Origin of the sequence: Infirmifilum sp. NZ (assembly GCF_022693705.1) — an archaeon.
Taxonomy (GTDB): domain Archaea; phylum Thermoproteota; class Thermoprotei; order Thermofilales; family Thermofilaceae; genus Thermofilum.
In genome coordinates this window covers 380,317-399,436 of the sequence record NZ_CP094288.1, presented here as the reverse complement: position 1 = coordinate 399,436, position 19,120 = coordinate 380,317, and the positions used below count along the sequence as shown (strand labels likewise).

At 61.3% G+C, this 19,120-nt stretch carries 23 protein-coding genes; 14 read left to right on the top strand and 9 right to left on the bottom strand.

The window, feature by feature from the left end; all coding sequences use genetic code 11:
• The first annotated feature begins 34 nt into the window (after positions 1-34).
• Positions 35-418, top strand: coding sequence for a hypothetical protein (locus tag MOV14_RS02095; RefSeq protein ID WP_318537578.1), 384 nt, complete (start codon positions 35-37; stop codon positions 416-418).
• Here the strand turns inward: MOV14_RS02095 and MOV14_RS02090 are convergent.
• On the bottom strand, positions 396-1,127 hold the full coding sequence (locus MOV14_RS02090) for a class II glutamine amidotransferase (RefSeq protein WP_318537577.1): 732 nt from the start codon (positions 1,125-1,127) through the stop codon (positions 396-398). The genes MOV14_RS02095 and MOV14_RS02090 overlap by 23 nt on opposite strands.
• A gap of 105 nt (positions 1,128-1,232) precedes the next feature.
• Here MOV14_RS02090 and MOV14_RS02085 point away from each other — a divergent pair, with 105 nt between their 5' ends.
• Positions 1,233-1,796 (top strand): TMEM165/GDT1 family protein, encoded by a 564-nt coding sequence (locus MOV14_RS02085; protein ID WP_318537576.1) that lies wholly within the window; start codon positions 1,233-1,235, stop codon positions 1,794-1,796.
• Here MOV14_RS02085 and MOV14_RS02080 read toward each other — a convergent pair.
• The gene (locus MOV14_RS02080) at positions 1,785-2,828 is read right to left on the bottom strand and encodes an iron-containing alcohol dehydrogenase (RefSeq protein ID WP_318537575.1); all 1,044 of its coding nucleotides are present in this window, start codon (positions 2,826-2,828) and stop codon (positions 1,785-1,787) included. The two genes, MOV14_RS02085 and MOV14_RS02080, sit on opposite strands and share 12 nt — an antisense overlap.
• A 112-nt stretch (positions 2,829-2,940) precedes the next feature.
• Here MOV14_RS02080 and MOV14_RS02075 point away from each other — a divergent pair, with 112 nt between their 5' ends.
• From MOV14_RS02075 to MOV14_RS02045, 7 genes are all read left to right on the top strand, one after another.
• Entirely contained in the window at positions 2,941-4,236 is a 1,296-nt protein-coding gene (locus MOV14_RS02075; RefSeq protein WP_318537574.1) for a phosphoadenosine phosphosulfate reductase domain-containing protein, read from the top strand.
• Positions 4,237-4,273: 37 nt separating this feature from the next.
• Positions 4,274-5,338 (top strand): extracellular solute-binding protein, encoded by a 1,065-nt coding sequence (locus tag MOV14_RS02070; protein WP_318537573.1) that lies wholly within the window; start codon positions 4,274-4,276, stop codon positions 5,336-5,338.
• A 102-nt stretch (positions 5,339-5,440) separates the two neighbouring features.
• Complete coding sequence (locus tag MOV14_RS02065; protein ID WP_318537572.1) at positions 5,441-7,000, top strand: ABC transporter permease; 1,560 nt, start codon at positions 5,441-5,443, stop codon at positions 6,998-7,000.
• Between the two features lie 13 nt (positions 7,001-7,013).
• The gene (locus tag MOV14_RS02060) at positions 7,014-8,078 is read left to right on the top strand and encodes an ABC transporter ATP-binding protein (RefSeq protein ID WP_318537571.1); all 1,065 of its coding nucleotides are present in this window, start codon (positions 7,014-7,016) and stop codon (positions 8,076-8,078) included.
• 283 nt (positions 8,079-8,361) lie between these two features.
• The gene (locus MOV14_RS02055; RefSeq protein WP_318537570.1) at positions 8,362-8,844 is read left to right on the top strand and encodes a hydrogenase maturation protease; all 483 of its coding nucleotides are present in this window, start codon (positions 8,362-8,364) and stop codon (positions 8,842-8,844) included.
• Between the two features lie 107 nt (positions 8,845-8,951).
• Positions 8,952-9,662, top strand: a complete 711-nt coding sequence (locus MOV14_RS02050; RefSeq protein WP_318537569.1) for a hypothetical protein — start codon at positions 8,952-8,954, stop codon at positions 9,660-9,662.
• Between the two features lie 5 nt (positions 9,663-9,667).
• Positions 9,668-10,297: a hypothetical protein gene (locus tag MOV14_RS02045; RefSeq protein WP_318537568.1), complete on the top strand. Its 630-nt coding sequence runs from the start codon at positions 9,668-9,670 to the stop codon at positions 10,295-10,297.
• A gap of 7 nt (positions 10,298-10,304) precedes the next feature.
• On the opposite strand, the gene MOV14_RS02040 is transcribed toward MOV14_RS02045, so the two are convergent.
• Positions 10,305-11,717 carry a hypothetical protein gene (locus MOV14_RS02040; RefSeq protein ID WP_318537567.1) on the bottom strand — a complete coding sequence of 471 codons (1,413 nt, stop codon included), beginning with the start codon at positions 11,715-11,717 and terminating at the stop codon, positions 10,305-10,307.
• Positions 11,718-11,912: 195 nt separating this feature from the next.
• On the opposite strand from MOV14_RS02040, the gene MOV14_RS02035 reads away from it, so the two are divergent.
• From MOV14_RS02035 to MOV14_RS02025, 3 genes are read left to right on the top strand one after another with little or no spacing between them, the layout of a single operon-like run.
• Positions 11,913-13,337, top strand: a complete 1,425-nt coding sequence (locus tag MOV14_RS02035; protein WP_318537566.1) for an ABC transporter substrate-binding protein — start codon at positions 11,913-11,915, stop codon at positions 13,335-13,337.
• 41 nt (positions 13,338-13,378) lie between these two features.
• On the top strand, positions 13,379-14,239 hold the full coding sequence (locus MOV14_RS02030; protein ID WP_318537565.1) for a carbohydrate ABC transporter permease: 861 nt from the start codon (positions 13,379-13,381) through the stop codon (positions 14,237-14,239).
• Positions 14,236-15,066: a carbohydrate ABC transporter permease gene (locus MOV14_RS02025; RefSeq protein ID WP_318537564.1), complete on the top strand. Its 831-nt coding sequence runs from the start codon at positions 14,236-14,238 to the stop codon at positions 15,064-15,066. Before MOV14_RS02030 ends, MOV14_RS02025 begins: the two co-directional genes overlap by 4 nt.
• 10 nt (positions 15,067-15,076) lie before the next feature.
• Here the strand turns inward: MOV14_RS02025 and MOV14_RS02020 are convergent, their stop codons facing one another.
• Complete coding sequence (locus MOV14_RS02020; protein ID WP_318537563.1) at positions 15,077-15,772, bottom strand: 4Fe-4S dicluster domain-containing protein; 696 nt, start codon at positions 15,770-15,772, stop codon at positions 15,077-15,079.
• 75 nt (positions 15,773-15,847) lie between these two features.
• Here MOV14_RS02020 and MOV14_RS02015 point away from each other — a divergent pair, with 75 nt between their 5' ends.
• On the top strand, positions 15,848-16,153 hold the full coding sequence (locus MOV14_RS02015; protein ID WP_318537562.1) for a winged helix-turn-helix domain-containing protein: 306 nt from the start codon (positions 15,848-15,850) through the stop codon (positions 16,151-16,153).
• A 232-nt stretch (positions 16,154-16,385) separates the two neighbouring features.
• On the opposite strand, the gene MOV14_RS02010 is transcribed toward MOV14_RS02015, so the two are convergent.
• Both MOV14_RS02010 and MOV14_RS02005 read right to left on the bottom strand, forming a co-directional pair.
• Positions 16,386-16,580: a hypothetical protein gene (locus MOV14_RS02010; RefSeq protein ID WP_318537561.1), complete on the bottom strand. Its 195-nt coding sequence runs from the start codon at positions 16,578-16,580 to the stop codon at positions 16,386-16,388.
• A gap of 27 nt (positions 16,581-16,607) precedes the next feature.
• Positions 16,608-16,763 (bottom strand): hypothetical protein, encoded by a 156-nt coding sequence (locus MOV14_RS02005; RefSeq protein ID WP_318537560.1) that lies wholly within the window; start codon positions 16,761-16,763, stop codon positions 16,608-16,610.
• A 177-nt stretch (positions 16,764-16,940) separates the two neighbouring features.
• On the opposite strand from MOV14_RS02005, the gene MOV14_RS02000 reads away from it, so the two are divergent.
• Entirely contained in the window at positions 16,941-17,153 is a 213-nt protein-coding gene (locus MOV14_RS02000) for a hypothetical protein (protein WP_318537559.1), read from the top strand.
• Here MOV14_RS02000 and MOV14_RS01995 read toward each other — a convergent pair.
• The 3 genes from MOV14_RS01995 to MOV14_RS01985 form a co-directional block, all read right to left on the bottom strand.
• Entirely contained in the window at positions 17,150-18,076 is a 927-nt protein-coding gene (locus MOV14_RS01995; RefSeq protein ID WP_318537558.1) for a hypothetical protein, read from the bottom strand. The genes MOV14_RS02000 and MOV14_RS01995 overlap by 4 nt on opposite strands.
• 125 nt (positions 18,077-18,201) lie before the next feature.
• On the bottom strand, positions 18,202-18,603 hold the full coding sequence (gene hepT, locus MOV14_RS01990; protein WP_318537557.1) for a type VII toxin-antitoxin system HepT family RNase toxin: 402 nt from the start codon (positions 18,601-18,603) through the stop codon (positions 18,202-18,204).
• The gene (locus MOV14_RS01985; RefSeq protein ID WP_318537556.1) at positions 18,590-19,039 is read right to left on the bottom strand and encodes a nucleotidyltransferase domain-containing protein; all 450 of its coding nucleotides are present in this window, start codon (positions 19,037-19,039) and stop codon (positions 18,590-18,592) included. The genes hepT and MOV14_RS01985 overlap by 14 nt, the downstream gene beginning before the upstream one ends.
• Between the last annotated feature and the right edge of the window lie 81 nt (positions 19,040-19,120).

Here is a 19,120-nt window from a genome sequence, read left to right as displayed (position 1 = left end):
ACGTTTATTTCGGGGTTTGAGCAGTCACTCATGGATGGACGAGAGAGCCGAGAAGGCCAGGGAGATAATGAGGGGCAGGGTGCCCAAGGGCTTTGAGTCCCTAGCCCACGCCTACAGGGAGCTGAGGTCCGAGTTCCCCGACAAGAGCGACAGCTGGTTCTTCAGAGCCCTCTACCGGGCTCTAGCCGGGGTCGAGCGCCTCAGGGACGGCCACTGGCTGGTGAAGGGCTTCCCGGAGCTCGGCGACAGGAAGCCCGTCTACAACGTCTGGCTTCACGAGGGCAGGTACAGGTGCGACTGCTTCTACAGGGCGCACGGCTGGGCAAGGGAGAAGCAGATATGCACGCACATAGCAGCCGTGATGCTCTGGAGGAGGCAGACGAGGCTCAGCGAGTTCAGGGAACTTGGTACACGGTAGGGGTCAGCGTCCTGTCGACGACCAGGAGCTTGCCGTTCCCCACCTTAACCCAGCCCTCGAGCCCTCCCACCGGCTGAGAAGCCACCGCCACCAGCTCAACCCCCTCGATCATGAACCTACCCATGTGGAGCGTGAAGTACTCCTCGTCCCCGCTCCTGAACTTGTTGAGGGCGTAGAGGTGAGAGCCGTCGCTGAGCAGGAAGTTGAGGCTCGTGTAGTCGAAGCCCCCCAGGTCAGAGACAGCCGCGAGTATCCCGCTGACAGCGCTCCCAGCCTCCTCGATGCGCTTCAGGAGTAGCTGGAAGAACGCCTCGGAGTCCGTCGCCCCCTGGAGGAGCGAAGCCCTCTCGCCAAGAAGCCCCCTCAGCCTGTCGTACGGCCTGATCGTCCCGTTGTGGGCGAAAGCCCAGCCATCCGAGACGAAGGGGTGCGTGTTCGCGTACCCTACCACGCCGTACTCGGGGCTGGCCTTCCGCACGTGCGCTATCACGAGCATCGACCTGACGCCTTGGACAACCCTCTTCGCCTCAGCCGAGGCGTGAAGCGCGACGGGCTCCTTGTACAGCTCCCAGCCAGCGTTACTGGTCCACGCGATGCCCCAACCGTCCCCGTGAATGTGGGAAAGGGTGTGGAGGTTGACGTCTCCTGAGTAGAACGCGAAGCTCGGGCTCAGGGGTCTCCGAGATATGTAGCCGAAAAGCCTGCACACGCTTAACAAAGATTATTAACGTTTAAAAACGTGTCTACCCTTTCCAGCGGTAGCTCGAGCCGTGAAGGCGTAAACCCTTTAAAGCCAGCGCTGCTTTGGCGAAGCGTGGCGGAGGAGCTGCTAAAGGCCGTTGCTGGGTCGAGCCTGCCGGTGTTCCTCGCAGAGCTCGGCGACAAAACCATGCTGGCAACCGCAACCGTGGCGGCGCTACACAACCCCCTCCACGTGCTAGCGGCATCATCCACAGCCTACCTCCTGGCGAACGTGGTCCCAGTCTTCCTCGCCTCCGGAGCGGCCAGCCTCTTGTCGGGCTACACCTGGGCGCTTAGGACGGCGGCTGGGGCTCTGTTCGTGCTCCTCGGCGTCCTCACGCTGTCGTCGAGGCAAGGAGGAGGCGAGTGCGGGAGCCTGGGGGCGGCTTTCAGTGCGATACTGCTCTCCGAGATAGGGGACAAGACCCAGCTCACCACCCTAGCCGTCGCCCTCGCATCCTGCAACCCCACCGCGACGCTCCTCGGAGGCGTGCTCGGCTACCTGGCCGCGAACGCCCTCGGCGTCTTCCTTTCCCGCAGCCTGTCCCGCAGGGTGAGCTTCGACAAACTCAGAAAGGCGTCAGGCCTCCTGTTCATACTGCTCGGGCTCGCGGTCGTCCTCTCCTCACTCCTCTGAGCCAACCGTCGCGGCGACAACCTCAAGGGCCTCGCGCTCGCCCAGCCCGAGCTTGTGCAGTATCGTGTACCTATCCCTCAGCCTAGGCGCCTCCACGAGCGCCCGGGCGGCCTCCTCCACCGACAGCCCGATCCCGGAGACCGCAGTGGGGGCACCGGCCCTCCTGAGGATGCCCTTTATCCTCCTCCAGTCCAGCCCGTGCAGGTAGGCGGAGATCACGGCGCCCACACCGACCTGCTCGCCGTGCAGGCCACCCCTCCCCGGGTAGAGCTTGTCGACGGCGTGGCTGAAGAGGTGCTCAGAGCCGCTACACGGCCTACTGCTCCCGGCCACCGACATAGCCATGCCGGCGAGGAGGCCCGCCTCGGCCAGCAGCCGCAGGCCCCTCTCCGTCCAGGACGAGACCTCCCCTATGTTGTCGACAACAATCGAGGCCGCGGCCTCTGCGAGCCTCAGAGAGGACTCGGGGATCTCCTCGCCCCTCTCCCTCACCGCGAGCCTCGCGTCCGCCACGCTCGTCACCTTCGCCACCAGGTCCCCTACGCCGCTGGCCAGCAGCCTCCTGGGAGCCTTTGAGACGACCTGGAGGTCCACGACGACCGCTCTTGGGGGCGTGGTGAAGAGGGAGAGCGGGTTGCCGCTATCGTCCTTCAGCGCCACGATCGGGCTCGCGAACCCGTCGTGGCTTATCGACGTGGGGACGCTGACGAAGGGCTTCGAGGACTTGTGGGCGAGGTACTTCGCCACGTCGACGGGCCTACCGCCGCCCAGCCCGATCACGCAGTCGTACCCAGCCCAGGGTATCTCAACGTGAAGCTTGTCGAGCGTCGGCTGGTGGTTTGTGGAAACCTCCACGAAGCCCAGCTTAAAGGAGCCCGCGAGTAGCCCCTCGACTCTGGGCCCCAGTAGCCCCCTGATGGTGGCGTCCGTGACGATGAGCACCGAGCTGCAGCCGATACCCCGTAGGATCTCCGGTAGCCCCTCGACGCTGCCCGAGCCGATCGCCACGATCCACGGGAGCCTGAACTCCAAGCGCAACCACTTAGTTAGCTTCAGTAAAACCTCATAAATAACTCTTATGAGCTAGCCAAAGCGGGCTTGAGGGTCAAGCGGGTGAGTTCGGCTGGCTCGCGCGCTTGTCAGAGTGGTCGTCAGGGCGAGGGGCGACGCGGACGCCCTTGAGCACGCTCTGAGGCACTACGTTGGCTCCGAAGCGGTCGTAGAGACCCTCGGGGGCGCCCGCGAGCCCGAGGAGGCCGCGAAGGCCCTGGACCGCGGCTTCAGCGGCCTAACCATAGTCATGCTCGGCAGGGAGGACGAAAAGCTCAGGGCCCTAGAGGCTAGGTACCCGTTCAACTACGTCTTCTACACCGTGCCGAAGGCGAAGCCTAGGAACGAGCGCCTGCACAGGCTGCTGGAGCACTACCTGAGGGCGAAGGCCGTCTTCAGGCTCTCGCTAGGCTGGCTGGAGGAGAAGGGGTCCTACGTCATCAGAGGCGGCGAGACCCCCGAGGCGTGGGAGTACAACCCGAGGTACGATGCTTACCTCGCTACACCCGGCATGCGCTCGCTCGCCAAGAGGCTCCTTAACGTCGAGGCAACCCTCATCCTCAAGAGGCTCGAGGGGGAGCACCACCTCTACTCGGGGGCGAGGCTAGCGGCAAAGCTCAGGGTGAGCTACCGGGGCCTCGACCTGCACTCGGAGAGGCTCGCGGAGGGCGGAGTCGAGGCAGCGAGCGTGGAGGAGCAGGCGGAGCTCAACAGGTCGGCGCTTGAGGCACTGGAGCGGGGGAGCGTGGATTTCCTCAGGTCCCTCGAGGCGGACCACGTCCTCGTCCCGTGGAGCGGCGGCAAGGACAGCACAGCCGCGCTGCTCGTAGCCAGGAGGGCTTTCGGCCCGAAGGCGACGCCGGTCTTCATAGACACGGGCATGGAGTTCGAGGAGACGCTGAGCCACGTCAGGGAGGCATCCCGCGAGCTAGGGGTTGACCCCGTGCGCGTCCGCGCCGAGGTCAGGGAGGCCCTGGAGGCAGGCGCCCCGCTCCCCAGCGTGGAGGACAGGTGGTGCACGAAGCTGAAGGTCGCCGCGACGCAGAGGCTCATCGAGGAGTACGCGAAGAGCGGCACCGTCCTAGTCGTGGTGGGCGACAGGGAGGCGGAGTCGCCCTCGAGGCTCGAGCGGCCAGCCCTCCTGCGCCACGGAGACCACCTCGAGGCAGCCCCCATAAAGCTCTGGAGCGCGCTCCACGTCCAGCTGTACCTCGCCCTGAACAGGGTGCCCGTGAACCCCCTGTACGACTACGGCTTCTTCCGCATCGGTTGCTACGTGTGCCCCGCCCTGAGGAGCTGGGAGCTCAGAATCATGCTCGAGGACAAGAGGCTAGAGTACCTGAACACGAAGCCGTTCTTCAGGCGGTTCTTAGAGCAAAGGCTCGGTTAGGAAAGTTATTTAAAACCTTGAAGTGTTAGCCTATTTAATGGCCAGCAAAAACGTTTATCTAATCATTATCGCCGCCGTCGCCGTCGTAGTTGTAGCCGGAGTAGCGTTCCTAGCCTTCAAGCCTGCAACCCCCGTGCAGCCGAGCGTGGCGAAAGTGACCCTTCCCACAGGTGAACAGATCGAGATTCCACCAGGCCTTAAAGGCCACGTCATGCTGTACACGTCAATACCTCAGGAGATAACCTCCGGGTGGCAGAACGACTGGAACCAGTTCTTCTCCAACTACACGCAGCTGGAGATCTACCGGGCCGGCACGGGGACCGTCGTGTCAAAGATACTGGCCGAGGAGCAGGCTGGCGGAACGAAGGCAGACGTGATATACCTTGCAGGCATCTTCGACTACCTACAGCTAGTCGACAAGGGGGTGATAGGAAACATACCCGATGTCCCCGAGCTCAAGAGCATCCCAAGCCAGTACATCGACCCCAAAGGTAAGTACGTCATAGGGCGCCTCCTCGTGATGGTGATCGTCTACAACCCGGACCTTGTGAAGGATCCCCCTAAGTCGTGGCAGGATCTCCTGAAGCCCGAGTGGAACGGGAAGATAGCCATAGCTAACCCGCTGGTGTCGGGCTCCATGCAGTACGCCACCCTGGCGCTCGTCTCCCAGTACGGCTGGGACTACTTCAGGAAACTAAAGCAGAACAACCCCCTGCTCCTGCAGGACGTCCCCGACGTCGCCAGGTCAGTGGCCCAGGGTGAGAGGCCGGTGGGGGTAACCCTGACAATGTACCTTAAGACTTACACAAACCTCAAGTACGTCATCCCGCAGGAGGGCGCGATCGTGATACCCAGCCCCCTTGGGATAGCGAAGAGGTCTGAGAACTCGACCGACGCGGTGCTGCTATTCCGCTACCTCCTAACGAAGCAAGCGGCCACGCACCTGGCTAACGCCTACACGTACGGAACGAGGACCGACGCGCCCACGCCCCCAGGGCTACCCGCGATCTCAGAGATCAAAAGCTTCCCAGCCAGCATCGACAGCCTCAAACCCTACGTGCCAGGGCTCAGAGGGAACTGGACGTCGATCTTCGGAGGATAGCCTACACGGTGGTAGGCTATTTCGAAGCCTTTCTTTACCTCTCCTGTTTCGCTACTCACCCTGATTCTCCTGGCTATCGTCGCCTACCTGATACTCCCTCCGGTGCTCGTCATCGTTATCGATGTCCTGCGCTTGCTGCTCTACAACGCTCAAGCGGCCTGGGAAATAGTGTCCACGCCCTACTACCTTCGAACCCCGCTCGTAAACTCGGTCGTCGTGTGCGCGGCCTCGGCTCTGCTCTCAACGCTGATAGGGGTGGGGCTCGCCTGGTTGCTCGCACGTAGAAGCTTCCCGGGTAAGAACGTCGCCCTAACCCTAGCTATAGGCCCCTACGTAATGCCCTCATTCGCGCTCGCGGCCGGCTGGATAATACTGTGGACCAGAAACGGCTTCTTCGAGAAACTCACAGGGCTAACAAGCCCGGTAAACCCTTACGGCCCCCTCAGCCTGATCTTGATACTCGGCATCCACAACTACCCCCTCGTGCTCCTCAACGTGTATAATGCATTGCTGAACCTCGACCCATCCCTTGAAGAGGCATCCAGGATACACGGTGTTTCACCCTTGAAGACCGCCATGAGTGTAACCCTCCCGCTCGTCACCCCAGCAGTTCTCTCGGGCTTCATCCTGTCCTTCGCGTACTCCATATCCGAGTTCGGCGCCCCCGCCGCGCTGGGGATGCCCGTGGGTTACAACGTCATGACCACGGCGATCTACTCCTTCATGTACACCGCGCCCGTCAACTACGAGGCCGCGGAGCTTCTCTCACTGACCCTGACAGTATTCGGTACCTCCCTTCTGGTGCTAAACGCGATAATCCTAAGGAGGAGGAAGTACACAGTCATAACCGGGAAAGCGGCCAGGTACGAGGCCCCCTCCAGGAGGCTGTACCCCCTGGCGCTCCTCGCCGTACTCCTCGCCCTCATCTACCTTCCACTGGCATCCCTCGTCTTCGCCTCATTCATCAAGAACATCGGCAAACCCATCACGCTGGACAACATCGGCTTCGACAACTACATCCACGTACTATCCATGCGCAGAACCAGCGCCAGCCTCCAGGCCTCGCTCATCGCGAGCGTCACCGCAGCCTTCGCGGCAACGGCCCTCGGCTTCCTCGTCGCCTACAGCTACGTGCGCTACCCCGGGGCCCTGGGCAAAGCCCTCGACTTCCTCGTGTTCCTCCCCTTCAGCATCCCGGGCCTCGTTATAGGCGTAGGGCTCATCATAGCTGGAGGGAAGGTCTACCCCAGCTTGTACGGGACGATGCTGATCCTGATACTAGCGTACATCGTGCGCTTCCTGCCCTACGCTTCCCGCACCATAAGCTCCGTCATACTCCAGATCGACGAGTCGCTGGAAGAGTCCGCGAGGATCCACGGTGTGCCCTTCACGCGAGTGCTCGAGAAAATAGTTCTCCCCCTCACGAAGGGAGCCCTCTTCAGCGGCTGGGTTCTAGTCTTCAACAGCTCAATGAAGGAGCTGAGCGCCAGCGCCATCCTATCGTTGCAGGTTGAAACAGCGCTCGTCACCGCATACATGATGTTCTCGGAGGGCTTCTTCGGAGACGGCACCGCTCTCACGTCGATAGTCATGTTCACCACCCTGCTAGTAACGGCTCTTGCATCGAAAATGACTAAAAAGAGCATAGTTGAAATGGCTTAGAGGGGTGAATTTCGTGAAGCTCCTATACCTTGAGGGCGTAACGAAGAGGTACGGTAACGTCACAGCGGTTAACAACGTCACTCTCGAGATCGAGAAAGGCAAGCTGGTAAGCATACTCGGCCCAAGCGGCTGCGGCAAGACGACAACCCTCAGGATCATCGCAGGCTTAACCACACCAGACTCCGGCCGAGTATACCTCGAGGACAGGGACATAACGTTCCTGCCGCCCGAAAAGCGCGAAATGGGTATGGTGTTCCAGAACTACGCCCTCTGGCCCCACATGACAGTCTACGAGAACGTGGCTTTCCCCCTGAGGGCCAGAGGCCTCAGCAAGGACGAGATCGAGAGGAGAGTTAGAGAGTACCTTGAGCTCGTGAGGCTCTACGAGCTCCGCGACAGGTACCCATACCAGCTGAGCGGCGGCCAGCAGCAGAGAGTAGCGCTAGCCAGGGCGCTCGCCGTCAACCCGAAAGTCCTCCTGCTGGACGAGCCCCTCAGCAACCTCGACGCCAAGCTGCGCGACGAGATGAGGGTTGAACTGAGGGAGATCCAGAGGAAGCTGGGGATAACGGCAGTCTACGTCACCCACGACCAGGTTGAGGCCCTAGCGCTCTCCGACTACATCGCCCTTATGAAGGACGGCAAGGTCGTCCAGTTCGGGACCCCTAAGGAGGTGTTCTTCAACCCGGCGGACGAGTTCGTGGCAAGCTTCCTCGGCAGGACCAACCTGGTTCCAGCCAAGGTAGAGCGCGTCGACCCTGAGGGTAAGCTGGTACTGGTGAGAGTCGGAGACGCGCTGCTTAAAGCACCGCTACGCCAAAGCCCCACATCCGGTACTGTGCTCTTAGCCGTCAGAGCCAGCTTCGCCGAGCTGCTGCCCGCAGGGTCACCGGTAGCGGATAACGTGCTGGAGGCAACCGTGAGAACGGTCCTTTTCACCGGTGAGAAGTACGAATACAGCGTGGAGCTCGATACCGGAAACGTTATCCGAGTGGAATCAACGAGTGAATATCCTCAGGGAGAAAGAGTGAAGATCAGGATCCCCTTCGAGAAGCTCGTCTACATTCCAGTCAGCTAGCACCTCCGTCACCGCTACGAAACGCAACTTCCGCACAATAGGCGTATTTTCTCCCTGAAACCTCCCCAGGCAATATAGCAACGCTCACTCTGTCTGGCAAGCTCAAAATAGTGGCAACAGCAAAGTCTAACCTGTTCCCACCTTGAGAGCTAGCCGCGAGACTCTGCTTGGATTTTACCGATGGTGTATTGTCGCCAAAAGCCTGCTGTAATTGTACGATCAGCCATAAAATCCTTAAGGAAAGAGTAATAAATAGTGCTGACTGAGTTGGGGGCGAAGCTTCGTGGAGAACTTTCGCATCACGCTTGAGGAGCTTGTGGAGGAGATTAGGAAGGCCCGGAGGGTGGTCGTCGTAGGAGTAGGCAACACGCTGAGGGGAGACGACGGGGTCGGGGTCCTCGTGGCCCGGAGGCTGGCGGAGAAGGGCTTTAAGGGGAAAGTCATCGTGGCCGGCCCAAACCCCGAGCTCTTCATCAGAGACATCGCCTCAGCTAAGCCGGACCTCACCGTCTTCGTGGATGCCGTCGACGCGGGACTCGAGCCCGGGAGCATAGTCGTCTCACCCCTAACGGGAACTGGGACTGCCTTCCCGCCCCTGAGCACCCACGCCATCCCTCTACCCATGCTCGCCGCGCTTATAGGGTCGAAGTCCTACCTCATCGGGATCCAGGTCGAGAAAACAGATTTCTGCTCTAGGATGTCCCCCAGAGTCCGCGAAGCCGGAGAAACCCTCGTTGAGGTTCTACTGGCCGCGCTGCGGGACTAGCAGCCGCAAAGCCCGCACCAGTCTGGGAATCAGGGCGAGGGCGGCTTGCATACACTTAACCCTGAGCGCAAAGTTAATCAACCACCCGCTTCCCTTTTTCACATGGAATGGAAGTAGGCAGATTGCATGCCATACTAATCGGCGTTCTCGTGTCGCTAGCCATCGTCTCCCTCTCGGTCGGCCTCCTGGCCCCCAGTAGACCCCCGTTCGTCACGCAGCCGCCTCCTCCACCCCCTGTCCCGGCTAATTACACGCAAGGCCCCCAGCCCCAGGCCCCGCTCTCCAGCGAGCAGCTCTCCAAGGCACTCGGCATCCTCCAGAGCGACCCCTCGCTCTCCGGAGTTCTGTCCCGCGCCAGCTGGCGCGTCCTCACGGCGGCCCCATCCGCCTTGGAAGGTGGGAGGACAGGTGTCGTGATGCTGATCCAGTTCTCAGAGCCCGTATTGCTCTCCGGTGAATACACTCTGATGAATGGGGAGCGGGCTAGGGTGCAGCTGTGGACGCAGAGCGTGATGGTTAAAGTCGACCTCGACGCGGGAAGGCTCGTTGCGGTGGACCCGCTCCTCGCTAAGCCGCCGGCAGACGTTGCTGGGTTCGAGTGGGTTAAGGGGGCTAAAGAGAGGTGTGGCGCGTACGTTGCATCAGCGGGCGCCAAGCCCGGGAAGGTGTTGCTGGCGGGCGTCTACGTGACCGAAAAGTACCCGCAGGGCCTCGCTGTTTTCTACGTGGAGTCCACCGCGGGCGAGTACCTCATCTCCTACGACGTGGCCCGAGCCGCGGTTCTCGGGGAGGCTACGGGGCCGGTGATCAAGGGGTGAGGGGTGTGGCTCCGAGGCACCTGTTGCTCGTGCTGGCAATCGTGACGCTAGCTATCGCAACCGCAACGTGGGAGGCTACCACCTCCAACCTAACGGTGCTAGCGATCGCCGAGGACATGTTCTACAACTACGACTTCGCGTCGCAGAGCGTGAGCTCGAGCAACGTCGACTGGCCTGTCTGCCTCGTGTTCTACGGGAACGCGGACGTCAACAAGGTCAAGGGCATTTACTGGGGCGCGACGATCCTTGCGAACCCGATGTACGCCTACCTCAACGACGGCGCAGGCTGGGTGTGGGACCCGGACCGCGGGACAAAGGGCGTGGTCTACTCGTCCTACCTGGGAGGCTACGTGTACCTCCACATGCGCGTCTACGCGCCGAATCCGCCGGACTATATGAGCAACACCTACTGGGGCAGGTACGTAGTGGCCACGGCGCACTACGACCAGTTCCCGCTCGAGAGCTGGAGCGGCTACACGGAGTACGCTGAGAGACACCTCGCCTCGATAGCCTCAGCGAAGGGCTACGCGACGTTCGTCGACTGGGCCTACTTCTACAACCCCGAGCCCTACAGGGCAGAGGGTAGCCACATCTGGCTCAACGACGGCTACGCGACCGCCGTGTACGTGCCCTAAGGAAAAGTCACCTCTTTCTCCTCGCGTAACCCCTCAGGTAGCATAGCATGGCCGCGAGCTGAGCCACCGCATAGTGAAGCTCGGCGCCCGTAGCCGGCCTGAAGTCCTCCCTCCTGACCAGCTTCACCTCCGCGTACCTGCTGAGGACCATGCTCTCCCACAGGTCCACGGCAAGGCGGTCCGCGGAGAGAAGGGTCGCCCCCTTCAGCAGCTCGGGGTCGACGGCCGGGATCGCCACGTCGCAGCTCGCAGCGTTGCTGGGTAGCCGTGAGGCCTGGCTCTCGAGCGCTTCGAGAGCAAGCTTCGCCAGGAGCACGGTGTACCTGGCGCACGGCGACTTGCTATGGGTCAGCTTGTCCAGGACCTCGTAGCGGACGCAGTACGGGACGATTATCCTCGGCCCCCCAGGCCTCGCGAGGTTATGGATACCAATGTAAACCAGGTTGGTGTCAACTACGTAGACCCCGTGGGGGTTGAGCGTGAGGAGCTCGAACCCCGCTAGGCTGTAGAGCTCGCCCAGACTGCTCTTGAAGGCCTGCTCCCTGCTGGCGTCGCGGCTACGAAGGCACGCTTCACGGCCGCCGGCGAGCGTGTAGAAGGCCTCGAGAAAGAGCCTCTGCACCGCCTCGCGGGAAGCAGATCCCGTACCCACAAGGCACCTCGTGCTCTTCTGCATCTGCGGCAGGAGAGGCAGGGTGCGGGCCTCTGGCTGGCGTGGCGTCTCAGCTAGCTTGCAGACCTGTACAATAGACTGAGGCGTCTTGAGGTAGACTGCGTGCGATACGCTCTTCTCACCGGCCTCGTCGCACAGCTCCAGTGCGAGCTCCGGCACTCTTGTGTCGTTGACCCAGAGGTCCCTGAGGGAGGAGTTGAGCCTGAGGGAGACGCGCGCCAGGGCTCGGGAAAGCTTCGTGATGATGTACGTGTTGTCCTTGTCGCCCAGAAAGTTCTCAGCCTGCTTGGCGTCAAACGCCCTAGGCTTCACCTCGGTCCGGCCGATGACGAGGATCGGCTGGAGGTACCTGGGCACGTAGGGGTAGAAGAGGCCGGTCCACGGGCCGAAAGGGAACATCACGTGAGCAAGGCTCGCGCCCACCTTGTCGGCCGCGTGGGTGAGCGCTACGGCCCCGAGCACAGAGCCAGCCGTGGGCACCGCGACGCTGTCTTGCGTGAGGGCCCCAGCGAGAACCTCCTTGGCCTCCGACAGGGAGCCAGGCAGGGGCTTAAGCGAGACCTTGACGCCGAAAAATCTCTCCACGAACCTCTGAACCCTGAGAGCCTCGTCCTGCGCGAACTCGCTGAAGAACACCTCTGCCTCCTCAACTCCGAACGACTCCACAACCCTGGCGATGCTGGAGGCCGCTGACTCGAAGACGAACGAAGGGGACCCGAGGACGAAGACAGCCTTGTCGAAGCCCATAGCCCCCTCAGCCTGAACGTCTGCAAACTAAATATTATACTCTCCCCTAAAGCTCCCGGTTCTCAAGGTTACTTCTAATTGGAACTCTCTATACACTCCAAAGGCACTTAAAAAATATACAAAGAGTTGCTTTATGTAGTTATTTTTTAAATAAATAGCAGTAAATTTAAATACAAGTTTTTCGAAAGAGTGCTCGTGGGCGAAAGGAAGCCCGAGGGAAAGCCGAGAACAACGCTTTACATCGCCATCGCCGTTATCGTGATTATCCTTGTAGCTATTGGGGCTTACCTATTAACGATCCCCCGAGCCCCACCGCCCACGACAGCGCCCCCCACGACTGCGAGGAAAATCACCTTTTACACGTGGTGGGCTGGGCTAGAGCGCTTCGCGATAGACGCTTTGATCTCGAACTTTACGGCGAAAACCGGTATACCCGTTGAGAAGACAGCCGTCCCGGGAGGCGCTGGGGTAAACGCTAAGTTCGCGATAATCGCTCTGATAATGGCTGGAAAGCCGCCCGAGGCTTTCCAGGTCCACTGCGGCCCTGAGATTATAAGCTACTTCTCAGCGGCCCCTCACGGTGCAGACGACTTCGTCGAGCTGACGAGCGCGGCCCAGGAGATCGGGCTCTACAACACGCCGGTGGGGCAGGTTTGCCTGCTCAACGGCAAGATGTACTCTGCCCCGGTGAACCTGCACAGGGCTAACCTGATCTTCATGAACAAGGACATCTTAGACAAGTACGGCCTGAAGCCCCCGACAACGCTCGACGAGCTGAGAGCGGTGTGCAGGACGCTCTCCGACAAAGGCGTCCCGTGCCTCGTGGAGGGAGGCGCAGACCAGTTCACCGTCTTCCACACCTGGGAGCAGATATTCCTCGCACTCGCAGGACCCCAGAAGTTCGTGATGTTCATGTACGGGACCCTGCCACCCGACGACCCCACGCTCAAGACAGCGACGGACATATTCCTCGAGCTCGCGAAGACTTTCCCATCAGACTGGATGTCGCTTGACTGGACAGCTTGCGTGGACAGGGTTGTAACCGGGAAGGCTTTCGCCCACGTTGATGGAGACTGGGCCGTGGGCCTCATCTACAACGTGTACCCGAACGTCAAGATGTGTTCGATCGACAGCATAACCCCGGACTGCAAGGTTATTGTGGCGCCCTTCCCCGGAACGCAGGGTATATACAACATGGTTATCGACGCTGTCGGCGTCCCCAAAGGCCCCTCGCAGGATCTCGGCCTGCAGTTCGCCAAGTACTTCGCGAGCAAGGAGGGTCAGAGTATCTTCAACCCGCTGAAGGGCTCGATCGCCGCCTACCCGGACATACCGACGAACATCTACCCGACCGATATACAGAAGTGGGAGGTGAAGGAGTACAGTATGTCCAAAGCCCAGGTGTTCAGCCTCACGCACGGGGCCCTGTTCTCCGACGTGTTCGCGAAGCTTCTTGGAGACTGCGTGGTATTAGCGCAGACCGGTCGCACTGACCTCTGGTACAACACCCTCTCAAGCGCTCTTGCAACCGAGCGCAAGGAGTGGGAGTCCTCGGGGCTCTTCATAGGGACGAGGGAGAAGCCGTTCGCCGGCTACCTGCCTCCGTGGGTGAAGGGGTAAGCTAAAAATAATCTTTTTCTCAATGTTTTTGGTGGTGCGTCTTGAAGATACCTCTCAGGCAGTTCGTGCTGCTACTCTCACCCGTTCTGCCGTTCGCGGTCCTGCTCTACTACTGCGTGTCCTGGAACGTGTGGTTCGCCCTCACCAACTACTCGCTACTGAACCCCGTGCCCAGGTTCGCGGGCCTCCAGAGCTTCATAGAGATATTCAGCGACCCGCGCTTCCTGAACTCCCTCCAGAACACGCTCCTGTGGGCGCTACTGCTAGTCGCCTTGGGGAACACGGTAGGCCTGCTTTTAGCCTCAGCGATCTTCCAGTTCACGAGCTCGAGGGTTAGGAGTGCTCTCACCACCTTCTTCATATACCCGCTATCGCTGTCGCTCGTCGTCGTGGGCATCACGTGGCGTTGGCTCTTCGACGCCTACAAGGGCTTCAACGTCATCTTCTCCCAGCTGGGGCTCCCGCAGGTGAGGTGGCTGGAGGGCCAGAACGCGTTCTGGAGCATGGTCCTCGTCTCCCTGTGGGTCTACACGGGCTTCATAGCAATGCTCTACCTAGGCATGTTCTACAACGTTGACCGGTCCACGATCGAGAGCGCTATGGTCGACGGCGCAGACATGTTTACGATAATGGCGAGGATCGTCATACCCGCCTCCCGGCAGGGGCTCATCATCTCGACGGTTTTCCTGCTACTCTTTGGCCTCCAGATGTTCGACCTGCCCTACACTGTCCTCTACCTAAACCCGTTCACGATGACCGTCGTAATGTACTCTTTCGAGAGGTACGTCGCCATGTACTTCTACCAGGCCTCGGCGGCCGCCCTAGTCCTCGTCATGATCTCCGCGTTCATCGTCATACCCTACTCCCTCTACGGGCTGAAGAGGTGGGTTATGGGGAGGTGATCGAGGTGCGCGCGAGCCCGGCGAAAATCACGGCAACACTTGTGGTAGCGGTCGCCATGCTCGTATGGACCATCCCCATATACTCCCTCGTCGTCGGCTCGATGAAGAGCCTACAGGACGTGATGTCGTCCCCCGTGTTCTCGCCTCCCCGGGAGCTGGACCTTACCACGCTTGCAAGCGTGGCGGCAGAGCTGCTCACACCAATGGTGAACACCGTGGCGATAGTTCTCCCCACATCCCTGGTCGCAACCTTCCTGGGGGCCCTCGCCGCCTACGCTATCTACAGGAGGTCGGACAGGCTGAGCGACACGCTCATGGTGCTAGTAGCGATAGCCACGTACATACCCTACCAGGCCACTCTCGTCCCGCTCGTCAACATCGTGAAGGCATTCAACCTCTACAACACCCTGCCCGGCGTGATCCTCGGCTTCATGATATACTACGTCCCTATGGCCGCCCTGCTGATGTCCATCTTCATAACCGTAGTGCCGAAGTCCATGATCGAGGCGGGCCTCGTCGACGGAGTCTCAGAGTTCACCATGTTCACGAGGATAGTACTACCGGTACTAGGCCCCGGGCTGGTGTCCACGATGGTGTTCCTGGTAATACAGACCTGGAACAACTTCTTCATACCGCTCATACTAACAAGGGGCTACGAAATGCACGTAACGCTGAAGGTGTTCAGCTACGTCGGCCAGAGCGGGACACTCTACAACCAGATGTTCGCCGCCGCGCTCATAGCCTCGCTACCCACGCTCATCATATTCATCGTCCTGGGGCGGTACTTCGTGAGAGGCCTAATGGTAATAGGCATGGGCGCGAAGTAGGGCGCGCTGGCTACCCGATAGCCAGGTGCGGCTTTTTCCTCAGCTTCTCCTCCACCTCGGCTCTCAGAACGCTGGGGTCTATCCTCGAAGCGGCGTCACGAACGACGCGGGCGTCGGGGAAGCTGATCGCGCTTCGCGGGCAGTTTACCTCGCAGTTGTTGCAGCCGACCATGCAGTTGTACGGCTGCAGGAGAACGGCCTTGCGCCTCTCCCTGTCGAAGCCCCAGACGAGCCTCGCCTGGCCACACGTGACGACGCACAGCCCGCAGCCTATGCACTTCCCCTCGTCGAGGGAGGGGTACCACGGTATCTCCTTCCGGTCGAGCCCGTGCCAAGCCTTGAAAGCCGGGGATGGCTCCGCTGAAGGCTCCCTTCTCTCCGCCAGGAACGGGTACTTGCTGAGCCTCTCCTCAAGCTCCTCGCGCGCGCTCTTGAACACCGTCGCCCCGTGCTCCCTGAGAACGCCCTGAATGAACTCCCTCGCGTCGGAGGGAAAGGTGATGGCTTCAGCTGGGCAGAGCTTCCCGCAGGTTGTGCATCCCATCACGCAGTCGCCGGGCTTAGCGACGACAGGCTTGCCGGACTTCCTGTCCCAGTGGAAAACATCATGGCCGCACGTGACAAAGCATAAGCCGCAGCCCGTGCACTTCGAGTAGTCTATCGATGGGTGCCACTCGAACCTCTCCCTCGGTAGCCCGTGCCACACGGCCTCAGCCTAGATTTGAAAATTTTTAAGCTTTGAACACGAAATGTGTTTAAACCCCGGCGCTCTTCCAGACGCGTGAACCGGAAGAAGCGGTGCTTCCGCGAGATCGCCGCGGATATACTATCAGCCCTATCGCAGAGGCCCATGAAGCTAACTGAGATCTCACTGAGCGCGAACATCCCCACGGACAGGTGCAGGAGGGTGCTGGACTTCCTACGGGCGAGGAACCTCGTCTCGCTCACCGGCAGAACATACAGCATCACCTCTAGGGGCGCCGCGTGGCTCGCCGAGTTCAGGAGGCTCCAGGCCCTGTGCTGTGGCTCCTCCGAGGTCAAGATAGAGGAAGCGCTCGAGCCCCAGTCCACGGGTACGCCCCGCTAGCGCTCAGTAAGCGCTCAATTAAAAACGCTCACTGATCCCTCTCCTCGACCACCCTCTCCACCTGCCTTCTGAGCTCCTCCAGTTTCCCCAGAGTACCCTCCTCCCTTGACCTCCTCTCGAGGTACTCTCAGTCCAACCTATCCCACTGCGCGGCCATGACCATCGCGGCTTTCTCGCAGTGTAGGTCAGACTGCCAGTAGACGCACGCGTTCAGGCACGAGACGACCGACTCCTACGGCGGCTCGACGTAGACAGCCTTCCCGTTCACCGTGAGCCTGACAGGCGCCTTAGGCCTGCCGTAGCTCCTCGACACTATGTCGATCGCGTACTCGAGGCCCCCATATACCCACACTCTGCTCCTCCACTCCTCCAACAGCCCAAGGGCTCTCCGCGGGAGGTCCGCCGCCCCCTCAACAACCACGTCCACGTCGCCCGTCCTGTAGGCACCGCCGCTTTAGATCTCGACCGCGAAGCCGCCCATAATGATCAGCCTGCCCAGCTCCCTCTCCTCGAGGAAAGTGTTGACCGTGGCCAGCACCTCGAGGACGGAGCCGCTAGCCAGCGCCTTCCCTATCTCCTCGGCTAGCTCTCGCTCTAAGCTCTCCCCCAACCCAGTCCACCCCTCGGAAGAGCTCCCAGTAGAGGAGCGCAAGCGCCGCCGCCTTCTCAATCTCAGGGCCCCCCGGCCTCCGCCGACCTCATACTGGAGACCGGGCTGCCGCGCTACCAGCAGCTCCACGCCGAGAGGGCCAGGCTGGTCTACAGCGCCGTCAAGGCCGAGCCACTGGTGAGGGACCAGAGCGTAAGGAGCAACACGGTCGCTGCCTTCCTCCCGCCGAAAGCGAGCGACGCGGTTAGGGAGCTTGCCACTAGGGGCTACGTAGTCGCAGGCGGTATGGGCGAGCTGAAGGGGAAGGTGGTCAGGGTGGGGCTCATGGGCGAAATCGAGCCAGGAGACCTGGAGGCCGTCGCGGCGGTCCTCAACAAGTACGCGGGCTAGGGCCTCAGCCTGACCTCGCCGGCGTACCTCAGCGTCGAGAGGGTGTTCTCAACGTCAACCCTAGACGCAACGCCTACCCCGCTGAGGCTGTAGGTGTAGACGCGCTTCGCGAGCCCCGGGTTGGCGTCGACTGTGCTCAGCGCGTGGTTCCAGGTGTTCACGTAGAGCGTGAGCTCGGGGCCGCTGAAGGCCTCCAGACCCTCCAGGTGGGCTGAAGTGGAGAAGCCGGCGCCGCCGCTCCCTATGGGCGCTACGCTCCTGAGGCCGAGCGTCCCGTTGAGTACGAGCGCCAAGCCCTGGAACTTCACGTAGCCCCCCTGCTCCGAGAGGACCACGTAGAACGTCTCCACGTCCTTAATCCTGCCCCACGAGACCAGCCTCCAGGCGTCGTACCAGAGGTCCTCAGTTGACCCAGGTAACCCCCTGTCCTCGTCACCGAACACCACAGTGACCTCAACGGCGGTAGCCCCATCCGCGCTGAAAGCGCAGGCGTAGACCCCCTCGACCCCGTTCCCGGCTTCTACGTCTACAGCGGGCTGTACGATCCTCAGCACTAGCGGGGGTGGTGGGCCGCAGGTCACCGGCGGGGGTGGAGCCCCGGCCCCGGAGCTCACCGACTTCCCCCAGCTGAAGTACTCTGGGGGCATGCTCGGCAGGCCGAGCCTCGACAGTATGAGGTTGAAGAGCTCGAAGGCTCTCCCCCTGTCGAACTCTGCCTCGGGGTCCAGGACCATCCTCCTGAGCGACTCAACAGCCTCGCGGAACCCAACGTCGTGAGCGTAGGCTTCGAGGAACCTTTCCTCGAGCCCCTTCACCTCGCTAGTGGCGGAGCGGGGCTGGTGGACGAAGAGAGCGGCGAGGATAGCGGCAACCGTGATAACCGAGAGGGTGATCAGCGCAACACGGAGCCTGGAGCGAGGCACGCAATCCAAAACGGGGGCTTGCGATAAAGCTTTGCGGCGCAGGGGTTGCCTATCCGCAGGGCTCCTTGCCGCATCGCGCGCCGCGCCTCCCCGGGGGGTTACGGGTCGATCCCCACGCGGTAACTCTACTCCGCAAGCTTAACAGCCAGCAACATTATGTCGCGGTACCTCCTCTCCTCGAGTATCGTCCTGAGGATTTCCACGGAAACGCCGGTGTAGCCGTGAATCGCGACGTTCCGGAAGCCGATGACCCTCCTCAGGAGCGCCGCCTCGCTCTCCGAGAGAACCCCCGCCTCGTAGAGCACCTTCGGGATGTCCCTGTAGCGCTCAACGTAGCCTAGCCCAGCCTCAGCGATCACGTGGGAAGCGAGGTCTATCAGCGCCTGGGAGGACGTCTGGAGGACGTGCAGGACTGAGTTGAGGTGAAACTCGTCCCCGAGGAGGCCGGAGACGCCGAGCTCCCCCACTTTGCCGTCCAGGAGCGAGACGTTCCTCTCGATGAGCTTGAGGAGGCTACCGAGCTTCAAGGCCCAAGCCCACCCTGCGCTTCAGCGCCTCAATGTACCTCCGCTCTAGGTCCATCTTCTCGCGGAAGACCTGGAAGTCGAGGAACTCCGACAGGACCCTCAGCCTCAGCTCGCTGCAGGCTGCTTTCTCCGCGCAGTAGACCGTCACCCCCCTCACCACCGCCTTGTAGGCGAGCCCGATCGGCAGGTCATCCGAGTCGAGGAACACGACGTCGACGCGGTCCTCCGGGACGCCGAACGCCTCGGAGGCCAGCTCCGCTATTTCGGTAGCCAGCAGAAGCCTGCCCTCAGCGTCCACCTTCTTTGGTAGCACGGCCACGTCCACGTCGCTCAGCCCGCCAGCCCTCCCCTCAGCCACGGAGCCGAACAGCGACACGAAGACAACCCTGCCAGCCAGCCTGCTCGACACAAGCTCCCTAAACGCCTCGACGCCCACACCAACGCCTCGACCGCCTCCCTTATAAGCCTAGCTCGCGAACCCTGCACCTGCGGCACGGGGAAAGCGGGAGCGCGGCGC

Coding starts and splice junctions, on each gene's coding strand:
- MOV14_RS02095 (WP_318537578.1), top strand. CDS start 35: ATGGACGAGAGAGCCGAGAAGGCCAGGGAGATAATGAGGGGCAGGGTG.
- MOV14_RS02070 (WP_318537573.1), top strand. CDS start 4,274: ATGGCCAGCAAAAACGTTTATCTAATCATTATCGCCGCCGTCGCCGTC.
- MOV14_RS02050 (WP_318537569.1), top strand. CDS start 8,952: ATGGAAGTAGGCAGATTGCATGCCATACTAATCGGCGTTCTCGTGTCG.
- MOV14_RS02040 (WP_318537567.1), bottom strand. CDS start 11,717: ATGGGCTTCGACAAGGCTGTCTTCGTCCTCGGGTCCCCTTCGTTCGTC.